This window comes from Rhizobium sp. N324 (assembly GCF_001664485.1).
In the GTDB taxonomy this organism is placed as follows: Bacteria; Pseudomonadota; Alphaproteobacteria; order Rhizobiales; family Rhizobiaceae; genus Rhizobium.
On sequence record NZ_CP013634.1, the window covers coordinates 36,730 to 50,440 of the forward strand.

At 61.2% G+C, this 13,711-nt stretch carries 12 protein-coding genes and 1 pseudogene; 4 read left to right on the forward strand and 9 right to left on the reverse strand.

The features are described from left to right. Nucleotides 1–2: 2 nt before the first annotated feature. Both cyoB and cyoA read right to left on the reverse strand, forming a co-directional pair. Nucleotides 3–2,006, reverse strand: coding sequence for a cytochrome o ubiquinol oxidase subunit I (gene cyoB, locus AMK05_RS27750; protein ID WP_064842945.1), 2,004 nt, complete (start codon nt 2,004–2,006; stop codon nt 3–5). Between the two features lie 42 nt (nt 2,007–2,048). Next, nucleotides 2,049–3,233: a ubiquinol oxidase subunit II gene (cyoA, locus tag AMK05_RS27755; RefSeq protein ID WP_064842947.1), complete on the reverse strand. Its 1,185-nt coding sequence runs from the start codon at nt 3,231–3,233 to the stop codon at nt 2,049–2,051. Between the two features lie 377 nt (nt 3,234–3,610). On the opposite strand from cyoA, the gene AMK05_RS27760 reads away from it, so the two are divergent. From AMK05_RS27760 to AMK05_RS34120, 3 genes and pseudogenes are all read left to right on the forward strand, one after another. Next, entirely contained in the window at nt 3,611–4,942 is a 1,332-nt protein-coding gene (locus AMK05_RS27760; protein WP_064842949.1) for an MFS transporter, read from the forward strand. Nucleotides 4,943–5,227: 285 nt separating this feature from the next. Continuing rightward, nucleotides 5,228–5,686: a hypothetical protein gene (locus AMK05_RS27765; RefSeq protein WP_064842951.1), complete on the forward strand. Its 459-nt coding sequence runs from the start codon at nt 5,228–5,230 to the stop codon at nt 5,684–5,686. Further along, nucleotides 5,683–5,967, forward strand: a pseudogene (locus AMK05_RS34120) (type II toxin-antitoxin system RelE/ParE family toxin); the annotation flags it as partial. The gene AMK05_RS27765 and the pseudogene AMK05_RS34120, both read left to right, overlap by 4 nt. A gap of 13 nt (nt 5,968–5,980) precedes the next feature. On the opposite strand, the gene AMK05_RS27770 reads toward AMK05_RS34120, so the two are convergent. The 6 genes from AMK05_RS27770 to AMK05_RS27790 all read right to left on the reverse strand — a co-directional run bounded on the left by AMK05_RS27770 (nt 5,981) and on the right by AMK05_RS27790 (nt 11,487). Then, nucleotides 5,981–6,448, reverse strand: a complete 468-nt coding sequence (locus AMK05_RS27770) for a cyclic nucleotide-binding domain-containing protein (protein ID WP_004679746.1) — start codon at nt 6,446–6,448, stop codon at nt 5,981–5,983. Nucleotides 6,449–6,546: 98 nt separating this feature from the next. Continuing rightward, entirely contained in the window at nt 6,547–9,261 is a 2,715-nt protein-coding gene (locus AMK05_RS27775) for an ABC transporter ATP-binding protein (protein ID WP_064842954.1), read from the reverse strand. A 154-nt stretch (nt 9,262–9,415) separates the two neighbouring features. Continuing rightward, the gene (locus AMK05_RS34935) at nt 9,416–9,601 is read right to left on the reverse strand and encodes a hypothetical protein (RefSeq protein ID WP_143535770.1); all 186 of its coding nucleotides are present in this window, start codon (nt 9,599–9,601) and stop codon (nt 9,416–9,418) included. Then, nucleotides 9,598–10,050, reverse strand: coding sequence for an EVE domain-containing protein (locus tag AMK05_RS27780; protein WP_064842956.1), 453 nt, complete (start codon nt 10,048–10,050; stop codon nt 9,598–9,600). The genes AMK05_RS34935 and AMK05_RS27780 overlap by 4 nt, the downstream gene beginning before the upstream one ends. Before the next feature lie 3 nt (nt 10,051–10,053). Continuing rightward, nucleotides 10,054–10,425 carry a VOC family protein gene (locus AMK05_RS27785; protein ID WP_064842958.1) on the reverse strand — a complete coding sequence of 124 codons (372 nt, stop codon included), beginning with the start codon at nt 10,423–10,425 and terminating at the stop codon, nt 10,054–10,056. 228 nt (nt 10,426–10,653) lie between these two features. Further along, on the reverse strand, nt 10,654–11,487 hold the full coding sequence (locus AMK05_RS27790) for an SDR family NAD(P)-dependent oxidoreductase (RefSeq protein ID WP_064842961.1): 834 nt from the start codon (nt 11,485–11,487) through the stop codon (nt 10,654–10,656). Nucleotides 11,488–11,867: 380 nt separating this feature from the next. Between AMK05_RS27790 and AMK05_RS27795 the strand changes: the two genes are divergently transcribed. Then, the gene (locus tag AMK05_RS27795) at nt 11,868–12,485 is read left to right on the forward strand and encodes a TetR/AcrR family transcriptional regulator (RefSeq protein ID WP_064842963.1); all 618 of its coding nucleotides are present in this window, start codon (nt 11,868–11,870) and stop codon (nt 12,483–12,485) included. Nucleotides 12,486–12,930: 445 nt separating this feature from the next. Here the strand turns inward: AMK05_RS27795 and AMK05_RS27800 are convergent, their stop codons facing one another. After that, the gene (locus AMK05_RS27800; RefSeq protein WP_064842965.1) at nt 12,931–13,626 is read right to left on the reverse strand and encodes a helix-turn-helix transcriptional regulator; all 696 of its coding nucleotides are present in this window, start codon (nt 13,624–13,626) and stop codon (nt 12,931–12,933) included. Nucleotides 13,627–13,711 lie beyond the last annotated feature (85 nt).

The window sequence follows — 13,711 nt, forward strand, 5'->3', positions numbered from 1 at the left end:
GGTTACACCTGCTCGGCAAGCAGCGCGGTGCGCTTGCCTTCCGTTTCGGTCACCTCTTCGGCGGGGATGTGGAAGTCGCGTCGGTAGTTGAAGGTATGGCCGATCGCGACGACCAGCAGGGCGACGAAGGAGGCGACGACCAGCCACCACATGTACCAGATCAGGCCGAAGGCCAGCGCGACGCTGATGCCTGAGAGGATGGCGCCGGTGCCGGTGTTCTTCGGCATATGGATCGGCCGGAAGCCCTCAAGCGGACGCGCATAACCACGGTTCTTCATGTCGTACCAGCTGTCATGGTCGTGGACGACGGGCGTGAAGGCGAAGTTGTAGTCCGGCGGCGGCGAGGCGGTCGACCATTCCAGCGTGCGGCCGTCCCACGGATCGCCGCTGTCGTCGCGCAGTTCCTCGCGCTTCATGAAGCTGACGACGATCTGGATCAGGAAGGCGGCAATGCCAAGCGCGATCAGGCCGACGCCGAAGGCGGCGATGATGAACCAGATCTGCAGCGACGGGTCCTCGAACTGGCTCATGCGGCGGGTGACGCCCATCAGGCCGAGCACATAGAGCGGCATGAAGGCGAACCAGAAGCCGATCTGCCAGAACCAGAAGCTCAGCTTGCCCCAGAAGGGATCGAGCTTGAAGCCGAAGGCCTTCGGGAACCAGTAGTTCACGCCGGCGAACATGCCGAAGAGAACGCCGCCGATGATGACGTTGTGGAAGTGGGCGATAAGGAACAGCGAATTGTGCAGCACGAAATCGGCCGGCGGCACGGCAAGCATGACGCCGGTCATGCCGCCGATAACGAAGGTCACCATGAAGCCGACCGTCCACAGCATCGGCACCTCAAAGCGGATGCGGCCGCGATACATGGTGAACAGCCAGTTGAAGATCTTCGCTCCGGTGGGGATCGAGATGATCATCGTGGTGATGCCGAAGAAGGAGTTGACGGAAGCACCCGAGCCCATCGTGAAGAAGTGATGCAGCCAGACGATATAGGACAGGATCATGATCACGCAGGTGGCGTAGACCATCGAGGCGTAGCCGAACAGGCGTTTTCCCGAGAAGGTGGCGACGACTTCGGAGAAGATGCCGAAGGCCGGCAGCACCAGGATGTAAACCTCCGGATGGCCCCAGATCCAGATGAGGTTGATGTACATCATCGGATTGCCGCCGAGGTCGTTGGTGAAGAAGTTCGTGCCGGCGTAGCGGTCGAGCGACAGCAGGGCGAGCGTTGCCGTCAGGATCGGGAAGGAGGCGACGATCAAGACGTTGGTGCAGAGCGCCGTCCAGGTGAAGACCGGCATCTTCATGAAGGTCATGCCCGGCGCGCGCATCTTGACGATGGTGGCGATCAGGTTGATGCCCGACAGCGTCGTTCCGACACCGGCCACCTGCAGGCCCCAGATATAATAGTCGACACCGACGCCCGGGCTATAGGCGGCGCCCGACAGCGGCGGATAGGCAAGCCAGCCGGTCTGGGCGAATTCGCCGATGAACAGCGACAGCATGATGATGATCGCGCCGGCGGTGGTCATCCAGAAGGAGAAATTGTTCAGGAAGGGGAAGGAGACGTCGCGCGCGCCGATCTGCAGCGGCACCACGAAATTCATCAGGCCGGTGACGAAGGGCATCGCCACGAAGAAGATCATGATGACGCCGTGGGCGGTGAACACCTGGTCGTAGTGGTGCGGCGGCAGATAACCCTCGGACCCGTTGAAGGCGATCGCCTGCTGGATGCGCATCAGGATGGCGTCGGAGAAACCGCGCAACAGCATGATGACGGCGAGGATCACATACATGATGCCGATCTTCTTGTGATCGACGCTGCAGATCCAGTCGTTCCAGAGCGGGCCCCAGAACTTGAAATAGGTGATGAGGCCGAGCACCGCGATGGCGCCGATGACGACGCCGATGAAGGTCACGACCAGGATCGGCTCGTGATAGGGGATGGCATCGAGGGTCAACCGGCCGAAGACGAACTTCAGGAGGTCAGGATTGGAAAACATGGAACAACCCGTTCATTATGTCTTGCGACGCAAAGCGCCAGGTTAATTGTTGTTGTTGAGCTGCGCCGGCGCAGGATCGGCGCCGTTGGTCATGCCGGGCATGGAATGGCCGTCATGCTGCATGTCCGTACCGGGCGTGCTGTCCATGCCGGGCATGTCGTGCTGCATGCTGTTGCCATCGCTTGACTTGGCCGGTTCGCTGCGCGCCGGAGCGCCCGTTGCCGGCACGGTGGCGGCAGGCGCCACGATGCCTTCGTCGGCATGGCGGTTGTCATATTGCAGCTTCTCGCGGTTCTCCACGCTCTCCTTGCCGCCGCCGCCCATCATGTCGATATGCATCATCTCGTTCATGCACATCTTGCCAGGTGTGGCGCACATGTTGAGGATGGCGTTGTAAAGGTCGGCATCGGCACCGGCATAGTAGCGCACCGGCTCCTTCTCGCTCGGCTTTTCGAGCTTCAGATAGGCGTCGCGGTTGAGCATCGTGCCCTGCTGCTTGACCTTGGCCACCCAGGCGTCGAAGCCTTCGCGGGGAAGGCCGTGAAACTTGAAGCGCATATGCGAGAAGCCCGAGCCGCTGTAATTGGCGGAGAAGCCCTCATACTCGCCTTCTTTGTTGATGACGGCGTGCAGCGTCGTCTCCATACCAGGCATGGCGTAGATCTGGCCGGCAAGGGCGGGGATATAGAAGGAATTCATCACCGAGGAGGCGGTGATCTTGAAATTGATCGGCTGGTCCACCGGCGCGGCAAGCTCGTTGACGGTGGCGATGCCGAGTTCGGGATAGAAGAACAGCCACTTCCAGTCGAGCGCCACGACCTCGACGGTCAGCGGCTTGGTATCGGCCGGAATGGCGCGCGCCGCATCGAGGCGGTCGAGCGGCCGGTAGGGATCGAGCTTATGGGTGGAAATCCAGGTCACGGCGCCGAGCGCGATGATGATCGCCAGGGGTGCAGCCCAGATGATGATTTCGAGGCGGGTCGAATGGTGCCATTCCGGCGCATAGGTTGCGGCCGTGTTGGAGTGGCGGTAGCGCCAGGCAAAGAGCAGCGTCAGGAAGATCACCGGGACGATGATCAGAAGCATCAGCACCGTCGAAATGACGATGAGATCGCGCTGTTGCACGGCGATGTCGCCTGAGGGCGCCATGACCACCATGTTGCATCCTGCCAGGAAAAGCAGCGGCAAGACGGATAGAAGGCGGGAAAACTTCATGAGTTTTGGCACGTCTCTAAGCTCTTGTTGTTTCGTTTGTCTCGCGACTAAAGCACTGAACCTGATCGCGACATGAGGCCTTTGGTCGCAGTGCAGCAAGCATGCCGCACTGCGGCGTAAATCATGGTGTGCTATAGCGTTGAAATCCTGATGAAATCCAGAAGGATTTGTCGCCGGGGCATGTTTCAGTCCAATATATCCCCAAGAACCGGCCGGGCCAGCATTTGCAGGGGAAAATCACCATTCGGGTCATGCAATTTTTCCTATCTGCGCTTCATTTGCGCCGTGATGATCAACTATTTCAGTCTTACGGACTTGATAAGCCTGCGGGTTTGATCAAGATCACGCTTGGGGCGCCTTGCCGGAAGCGCCTTAACGAGGAGGCGTTTATGGCAACAACATCGCATTACGGGCCGTCATCATCGTCGCTGGAACGCGACGCGCGGCGTATTCACGACGACAAACCGGTTTCGCCTGGCAGCATCGCCGTCGGCGTGGTGATCGGCCGCATGTCGGAATTCTTCGATTTCTTCGTCTATGGCCTCGCCTCGGTCCTGGTCTTTCCACAGCTGGTCTTCCCCTTCGCGCCGGACAGGCTGACGGCGACGCTCTATTCCTTCGCCATCTTCTCGCTGGCCTTCCTTGCCCGCCCGGTCGGCTCCGTCGTCTTCATGACCATCGACCGGATGTATGGGCGCGGCACCAAGCTGACGATCGCACTCTTCCTGCTCGGCGGCTCCACCGCCTCGATCGCCTTCCTGCCGGGTTATGAGGAGATCGGCGTCTGGTCGATCGCGCTGTTGGCGCTCTTCCGTCTCGGCCAGGGCTTTGCCCTCGGCGGCGCCTGGGACGGGCTTGCCTCGCTGCTGGCGCTCAACGCGCCGGCCAATCGCCGCGGCTGGTATGCGATGATCCCGCAGCTCGGCGCGCCGATCGGCTTTGCGCTGGCAAGCACGCTGTTCGGTTATTTCGTCGCCAATCTTTCCAGTGAGGATTTCCTCTCCTGGGGCTGGCGTTATCCCTTCTTCGTCGCTTTCGCGATCAACGTCGTGGCGCTGTTTGCGCGTCTGCGCCTGGTGATGACCAAGGAATTCGGCACGCTGCTCGAGCAGCACGAGCTGGAGGCCGCACCGATCCTCGACGTGCTGCGCGTTCACGGCCGCGACATTCTGATCGGCGCCTTCGTGCCGCTCGCCAGTTTTGCCATGTTCCACCTCGTCACCATCTTCCCGCTCGGCTGGATGAGCCTTTACGGCAACCAGCCGATCGGCGCCTTCATGGTGGTGCAGGTGGTCGGCGCCATGGTCGGCATCGTCGCCATCATCGCCTCGGGCCTGATCGCCGACCGTATCGGCCGGCGCGCCCAGCTTGCGATCTGCGCCGTCCTGATCGCCGTCTTCAGCTTCGTCGGGCCGATCCTGATCGCCTCCGGCAATAACGGCCACGACGCCTTCGTCATCATCGGCTTCGGCGTGCTCGGCCTGTCCTTCGGCCAGGCGACCGGCTCGATCTCGTCGCGCTTCGGCCGCGGCTATCGCTATACCGGGGCTGCCTTCACCTCGGACCTCGCCTGGCTGATCGGCGCCGGCTTCGCGCCGCTGGTGGCGCTCAGCCTCTCCAGCCGCTTCGGCCTGACCTTCGTCGGCTACTACCTGCTCTCCGGCGCCATCTGCACACTGGCGGCGCTCGCCTTCAGCAGGGCGCTGGAACAGCGCGAATAGGCGGGGCGTCGAGGCCCGCCCCTCATCCGCCTGCCGGCACCTTCTCCCCGCTTGCGGGGCGAAGGGACTGAGCCGCGACCTCTCCGTTTCTCGCCAAGCTCTCACTGGGCACGTCCCCTCTCCCCGTTTTTACGGGGAGAGGGTTAGGGTGAGGGGCGGCTATCGGCACCGACCGGGCAGAAGAATCAAAGCGAACTTTCATTTCGGGCAATGCAACTCAATTATTAAATGCATTGCAATCTATAATTAATTGCATATCATATCCGCGATCAGCGAGGATATGCCATGGCCGCGGAAACCATCGATCATTCGACCCTTTCCCGTCTTGTCGATGCAGGCGCGGTCGATGCCGCGCATGTCGTCGGCAAAACCGGCGGCTGGTCCGTCGTCATCCGCTACGGCAAGGCCGAGCGTCCGCTCGCCGCCCAGCGCAGCCGGCAGGTGCGTGTGTTCAAGCGCATGGATACGCTGGTGTCCTATCTCAAGGATGTCGGCATCTCGCAGTTCGATGTCGATGCGGCCGATTACGTTCCCGAGACGGCATCGCGGCCGGATCGGGCCGCGGCGCTGCGTCGGACCCATGAGGCAGCGGAATACGACAAGTGGTTCCGCGAACAGGTCGAGGAAGCGATTCGGGAAGCCGATGATCCGAACGCGGTCTGGATCCCGCACGAAGTCGTCAAGGAAGAGATGGCGCGCGAACGGGCGGAACTGTTGGCGCGGCTTAAGGGCGAGAGCAAGTGAAGCTCGTCTGGCTTGCGAAAGCTGCATCCGATCGCAAAAGAGCCATTCAGTTTATCGCCGACCAGAATGTCGGCGCCGCGATAAGCCAACTTGATGAGATCGAGCGTCAGACCGATTTGCTCATCGATCAGCCGGAGATCGGCCGGCCCGGACGAATCGATGGAACGCGCGAACTGGTCATTTCACGCACATCTTTTGTCGTGATCTATCGTATTCGCCAGAACGTCAGTCAAGTGGAAATACTGCGCCTTCTTCATGGCGCCCAGCAATGGCCGCCGCAATGCCAAATGCGTTTTACTGCGCCATCTGCGGCTGCTTCGCCGCCCGGGCCGCGGTCAGTTCGGCGGTGGTGTGGTTCAGGCGGTCGGCGAGCACGCGCATGATTTCGACGGCCATTTCGGGGAAGTCGCTCAGCAGCTTGAGGAAGTGCTCCTTGCTGATGCGCAGCACTTCGAGCGGCGAGGTGGCGCGCACCGTGGCCGTGCGCGAGACGTCGCAGAGGATGGCGATTTCGCCGACGATGGAATTGAGCTCGACATCGGCGACCTTGATCTCGCCGGCCGGCGAGGAGACGATGATGTCGGCGCTGCCGGAGAGGATGACATAGGCGGCGTCGCCGACATCGCCCTGATGGAAGAGATCCTGGCCGGCCTTGTAGGTCATGCGGTCGGAGGTGAAGGCCAAAAGCTTGAGCTTGGCCGGCGCAATCCTCGAAAAGATCGGCACCCGGCGCAGCATTTCGACTTCGTCTCTCAACAGCATGAGCGTTTCAATCCCCTGACGCAGGGTTCTTGGAACCAGGCGCCTTCAATTCCGGGCGTCCCCCCGGGAACGCCTACCATCGCCGCTGCAATAGAATATTACGATAACAGTTCCTTGAACATCCCGTTTTTCTCGGAAAGTTCCGGATAGTTTCCGGCTTCCGCCAGCCCGCCGCGGTCGAAGAGCAGGATCCGGTCGAACATCTCGGCGAGCCGCGCATTGGAGAGCACCCAGATGATCGCCGGCCGCTTGCCTTCTTCGTGCAGGTCTTCGACGATGTTGCGGGCGATCTGATCCTGAACGCGCTGGTCGAGCGCCGACAGCGGCCGGTTGAAGATGAAATAGTCCGAGCGTTTCAACAATGCACGCGCCAGATTCAGCTTCTGCCGCTGCACCATGGTCAGCCGCTTGCCGCCGGAGCCGACGTCGAATTCCAGCCCGATCGACAGGACATCGTCATAAAGATCGAGCGCGTCGAAAAGCTCGCCCATGATGGCGCGGATGCGGTCGGAGGCATCGGCCTGCTGATAGGCGATGCGGCCGAAGAGCACATTGTCCATCAGGCTGGCCGACGGGGTGAAACGCTCGGCGTCGTAGCGCTCGATCAGCTCGGCGAGATCGGCCGGGATATGCTCGTGGAACTGCTTGCGGGCGCTGACGATCTTGTCCATCAGCTCGTCGGTCAGCAGGCCGAAGCGGTGACGCGGCTCGATATAGGCGAAGCTCAGCCGGATGATGGCCGAGCGTTCCTCGGGCGTCGCATCTTCGAAGCGGCGGCTTTGCAGCTTCTGCAGCAGCGCCTGGTAAGTCGGAATGTCGTCCGCCGTCATGAAGGTCAGCTGCTGAAAGAACGGATGGTCCGGCGGCAGGTCGTGGAAGAGTTCGACGGCGTTCTCAGCGATCTCGAGGCCCATGGCGTAGAGATCGGTGCTGAGCCCCGTCTCGCGGAACAGCTGCTGGAAATAGGGATGGGCAGCCAGCCGGCGGTTGGTCATCAGCGGCCGCTTCATGGTGCCGAACAGCAGGTTTTCGCCGACCGTCGCCTGGGCGTTATAGGCGTCGAAATCGAAGGGCACGACGATGCCGTCGAGCCCTTCGTCGCGCAGCCGGTCCCGGAGCGAGGCGCGCAGGGCGACGACGTGGTCGCTGACTGCCACATGTACGTCGGTATTGACGTTCGAGCGCAGCGCCAGATCGAGGATGTCCTGCGAGATCAGCACGGCGTCGAGCACCGGGCGGATGGCCTTCAGCAGATCTTCCGGCCCGCTGGCACCGGCCGCTTGGTAGTCCACCCAGTCGCTGTTGAGATCGAGCGTCGGATTGCCGGCCTTCACCGCCTCGACGGAATGCCATTTATATTCGAGCGCTTCCTTCTCGTCGTAGACGGGATCGGTCATCGGCGCGTGTTTGAGGCCGTAGAGCAGATTGCTGGCGAGCGAGCCGTGGAAGAAGAAAGTGTCGGCCGAGGCATAGGAGATGCGCCGGCCGGTGATCGATTCCGGCAGGTCCAGCAGGTCGCGCCCGTCGATGGTGATGCGGCCGGAGTCCGGCCAGACCATACGGCCGAGCGCTTCCGCGAAGGCTTCGGCGCCGCTGCCGTTCGGGCCGACGATCGCCACCGTCTCGTTCGGCTTGATCTCGACGGAGACGTGGTCGACGAGGCGGGCGCCGCTGTCGTCGGAGAGTGAGAGATTGGTGACGACGAGCGCGCTGGTCAGCGCGCCGACGGGTGCGGTCGCCAGTTCCTGGATGCGGCTGTCGATCAGCGGCTCGACGTTGAACTGCTCGTAGACCTGCTGGTACTTCACCTGCACGTCCTGGCGCATCTGATCCCAATCGATCAGTTCCTTTAGCGGCCCGGGCAGGTCCTTATAGGCTGATATGACGGCGACGAGCTGACCGATGTCGAGCCGGCCCTGCAGCGCCAGGTAGCCGCCGATCGCATAGAACAGGAAGGGCGTGACCTGGGCGAGGAAGTTGTTGATGAACTTCACCAGGAATTTCCACTGGTAAAGGTCGTAGCGGATCGAAAAGATCCGGCCGAGCCGCGAGGCGATGTCAGCGCGCTCGAGGTTTGATGTGTCGTTGCCGTGGATCGTGCCGATGCCGTCGACGATTTCGCCGACGCGGCCGGAAAGTTCGCGGGCCGTCAGCTGCCGCTGGCGGCCGAGGTCCAGCAGGCGCTTGCGCATGCGGGGGATGACGACGGCCTGGACGCCGACGATGCCGGCTGCGATCATGCCGAGCCAGAAATTCTGGACGATGATGAAGGCGAGCGCCGTGATCGCCTGGCCGCCGAGAAGGGCAGGCGAGACGAAGGCATCGCCGGTGAAGCCGCCCATCGGCTCCACCTCGTCCTTGATCATCGTGGCGATCTCGGCCGATTTCACCCGTTTGAAGTGGATGGGCGGAAAACGTAAGACCCGGTCGATCAGTTCGAAGCGGATACGGCGCAGCATGCGCTCGCCGAGGCGGCCCTTATAGGTGTTGATATAGAACTTGAAGAGGCCGTTCAGCACCACCAGCGCCAGAAACACCAGGCTGAGCGCCATCAGCATCTGGAAGCGGTTGAGCTGCAAGCCTTGAAAGAATTCGACATGGCCGATCAGCGGAATGTCGTAGGCGATGTGCATGAAGGTCTGTCTTGCGCCCGGACCTTCGAAACCGTCGCCCTGGATCGGTCCGTTGACGATCTGCTTCGGCAGATCGAAGGACAGGAAATAGGGCACCATCGAGGCGGCGACGACAGCCAGAATCCACAGCTGCTGCAGCCGCGTGTTCTTCCAGATGTAGCGGGCGAGGCTTTTTTCCATGGCTTAACCGTCAGCGTGCTGGGAAATTCCGGGGGCCGGGATGGGGAGGAATTCTGAGAACAGGACCATGCAGCCGGACCGCCGATATCGCAATGAATACAAGGCGAAGCGACCGGCTGCAGACGTGCCGATTCTCGCCGGAACATTGCTTATATCACAGGATTTTTGGATTACAGCGCCGCGCGTTTGAAAAGACGCGCAAAGGAGGCGGTAAGGCTTGCAATTGCTGGATAATTTTATCCCCGAGCCGGTCCGCAATCTTGCCGGGATCGGCGCTGCGCGCAAAGAAGCCCCCGGAAAAATCCGAGGGCCGGTCATTGGTCCGGGCGGTCGGGTTCACGCCGCGACGTCGCGAAGCATGGTATTCGGATTGGCATGGCTCATCGCTTCCGCGATCATATCGGCATCCTCGTCGCCGATGCCGAACAAACCGAAGCGGAGCTGATAGCCCCAATTGGGGCCGACCCTGGTGAAGGCGAGGCGGCCGAGCAGCGACCGGATCGAGGTTTCCTGCGCAGGCTGCCAGTCGACATCCCGCCGCCAGGGCCTGAAACCGCTTTCCATCTCCACCTGGTAAAGCGCGCCGTCGCGGGCCATGCCGATCGCGGTGAAAGCCTGAAGGCGGTCCTTGCCGCCAAAGACCACGGTGGGCGAATAATAGATCACGCGATCCCCGGGCGTGATCCGCCTGAGGGGTGATGCCTTGCCGTGGCAGACCTGCATGAAGCCGGCTTGACGGCCGATGCGCACATGCTCTGCGGAGGCGACGGCGATCCAGGCTTTGGCCATGGCTCAAACCTCCGTCACGGTGTAGACGCGCAGGCGGTGCCCATCGGGATCGGCGGCGACGAAGCTTCGGCCGAAATCGAGATCGGTCGGGGCCATGACGATATTCGCGCCCTTGGCCTGCCAGTCAGTATGGGTCGCATCGACCATGTCGGTGGCGGCGACCTTGAACCCAATTTCGGAGCCGCCGCCCGCCGCTGCCGGCGCGGGCTCGACGCCCGCTTTGCCCCAGAGACCGAGCCCCAGGCCGGAGGGCAAGATGAACATGGCGAAGGTCTCGCTCGCTTCCACCGGCTCCGTGCCGAGCAGCTTGGCGTAGAAGCGGGCGCTCGCCGGCGCGTCGGTCACGTAGAGAAGAATGCTGTTGCTGGCCGTCATAAGGCTCTCCTGTTGTTCGTTGGACAGCAGAACCTTATGACCCGATACTGCCAAATTCTGGCAGTATCGTACGTCTCGATGCGAGCCCCGAGCATCAGATGGACACAGATAGTGATACGGGCGGGATTCGCCGTTGCCATCCGGAGGCCGACCTTCCTGAAAATGCACACTGGCTGCCAAGATCGACAGACTGGCAACGAACGTGTCGGTCGCCGGCCGACTGCAGTTCTATCCGCCCGTAACGCTTTTCATGACGGCTCGTTGCATCGAACGCGGTGTCAGGCGATTTGAAAATATGATGATCTTGTTCATGAACCCGGCAACTACGGAGGGCTTGCCTTGTGACAGCGCGCGGAGACCGCTTTCGGCGACGGGGCGGGGCTTCATCGTCAGAAGGCGCAGCATGCGCGAAACAGGGGCGCTAGCGGCCGAATCGAATCCGGTTTCGGTGTGTCCTGGGCAAAGGCAGGTGACAGTCACGCCTCGAGGGCTGAGTTCGTCGTGCAAAGCTTCTCCAAACGACAGCACGTAAGACTTCGTTGCTGCATAGGCAGAAAACCCAGGGACGGGTTGGAATGCCAGAATGCTCCCTATGAGAAGTATCTGTCCCGACCCGCGGGTTGCCATATGCTGTCCGAAGATAAAGCTCAGTTCCGTTACCGCCGTGATGTTGAGCTGTATCATATCGGTCGTGCGCTCCAGCGGGGTGTCCAGAAAGTCCCCATGCAACCCATACCCGGCATTGTTCACCAGAATATCGATCTGCAGCGACTTGTCGTCCAGACTGCTTTTCAAGCGAGCGGCAGCACCAGGGACTGCAAGATCGATCGGTTCGACGACGATCTCGACACCATATTTCTGCCGAAGCTCTATGGCCAGCTTCTCCATCGGCTCCCTGCGCCGGGCGGCGAGCACGAGATTTACCTTCTGCGCTGCCAAAAGTTCGGCGTATTCGAGACCCATGCCACTGGACGCACCGGTGATCAGGGCCCGCTTCGCTGCGGCACCATTCAATTTTCCTACGAGGGACGTTTGCGTTTCCGCGTTAGCAACGTGTTGCATCTGTTTTCCTTTTAATTACGTGATCTCTGGGGGAGCTGGCACAATGTTGGCCTTTACTTGCCCGTATAGAATTCGAACGTTTACCGGAGCAGGAAGCTCAAGATGCGTTCGGTGAGTGTTCCGAATGGGGCTGGAGCAGTTTCACAATATTCCACCGTCCCTGCTCATAGATGCCTTTGGCATGGCTCAGTCGCCTGAAGCTCTCGACGCCGTGATAGGCACCTATTCCGCTGGCAGACTGCATCCTTTTGATCGGCGTCGGTGACTTTTTGCTATGGCGTTCATGGTGCATTCCGATGTAGGCAGAAGAAACATAATCTTTAAATAGGCGACAAAGTTACCAGTGTCAACAATGTTTCTGAGAGAAACTTCGAGGTACCATGCAGGCTACACCCCACCGCCCCTATCATCACGGTGATCTCCGCCGTGCGATTATTGAAACTGCTCTGGACATGCTTCGGACAGAGAAGGACTGGCAGTTCACGCTGCGGGAAGTCGCCCGTCGGGCAGGCGTCAGCCACGCGGCGCCCTACAAGCACTTTCCGGACAGGACTGCTCTTCTGGTAGAACTCGCCATGATTGGGTTCGATCGACTACGCGAGGCGCTAGTGAAGGCGAAACCGGAAGCCCCCCGATCTCTGCTCGAGGAAATCACTCCGATTTCTCTGGCATATGTCGCGTTCGGAACCGATAACCCGGCCCTATATCGCCTGATGTTCAGCGCGGAGGAGGGGCGGGCCGTAGGAATGCATCTCGATCAAAGGGCGCTCGCTGTATTCGACGTAGTGCTTGACATGCTCGGACGCGGTCAGGCTGCTGGCACCATTCGCAAGCGGCCAGTCAGGGGACAGGCGACCGCCGCATGGGCGCTTATTCACGGCATCACCCTGCTCGCGATCGATGGACTTCTGGTGCCAGAAAAAGTCGGATCGGCGCCGCTGGAGGCAGCCATTGCCACTCTGGTGGATGGGCTGGCAATCCCGCAGCCGAACACTTAGCTGAAGAGCGGTCTTGCCCGGGCGCCCCGGCAGACGGCCGGATCGCGAGCGGACACTGTTCACCCTCGACTGGATCGACGACGAGCACTTGCGCAAGACAACGACCGTGGAGCTAAACAAGTGCGAAAGTCGCAAAAGCCTTCTGCGCGTCGTGAATCTTCATCGTGTCGGCCGCTTCCGCGACAGGAAAATCTGTCGATCAGGGCATCGAGTCTTCACCGCCATCATACTGGAACGCGATTTATACCGGCCGCGTCGTCGATGTTATGCGCAACGCCGGGTATGCCGTTCGGGAGCACGTGCTTTAGAGCCTATCCCGCTCTCATGGGAGTATGTGAAACTGCCTGGCGGCTACGTTCAGGAGGAAAACCCACCGTTGACGAACACGGCTTTCGCCCCGTTCCGTTCTTTGCATGATCCACCTGCCGCATATATCTGTGCCCTTCTAATGTTCGGGGGCCGATATTCCCTGGGTCTCCCGCCATTGTTTCAGCAGCGTCTGCCGGCGCTTGGGATAGCGCGCGTCGAGCACTTGCGCATGAACGATCCGATCCGTGCGAAACGAGCGGAAATCCTGACGGAGTTCGCACCAGCCGAGGAGGAGGCGCACCTGGTCGAAAAAGGCAAGCGCGAACGGCCACACCACACGCTCCGACGCCACGCCGGCGCCGTCGCTATAGGACAGCGAAAGTTTGCGTTCGGTGCGGATCGCCTTGCGCAGCAGGGCCGGATCGACCGAGTCGACAGGGAGTTTGACGCCTGGCCCCACCAGAAGGGCGGAGGCCTCCAATGCGTCGCGCAATTCGGGCGGCAGAACGGCGGCGATCCGCGCCAGCGCATTGCGCGCTGCATCGCGGAAGTGATCGTCCCCTCTGTCTGCCACCCATCGGGAGCCGAGCACGAGCGCTTCGATTTCCTCAGGCGGAAACATCAGCGGCGGTAGCAGAAATCCCGGTTTCAGGACATAACCGACGCCGGGTTCACCCTCGATCGCGGCGCCCTGGGCCTGAAGGCTGGCGATATCCCGATAGAGGGTGCGGATGCTGACGCCGATCTCGTCGGCCAGCACCCCGCCGCTGACCGGCCGGCGGTGGCGGCGCAATACCTGGAGAAGGTCGAGGAGGCGTTCGGAACGAGACATGAGATAAGCTTATACAGGCTTGCTGCTGCCAGATACTGGCAGGATGAGATTTGCCGGGCCGTGCCGAAACCGTGCGCCCGCTTCT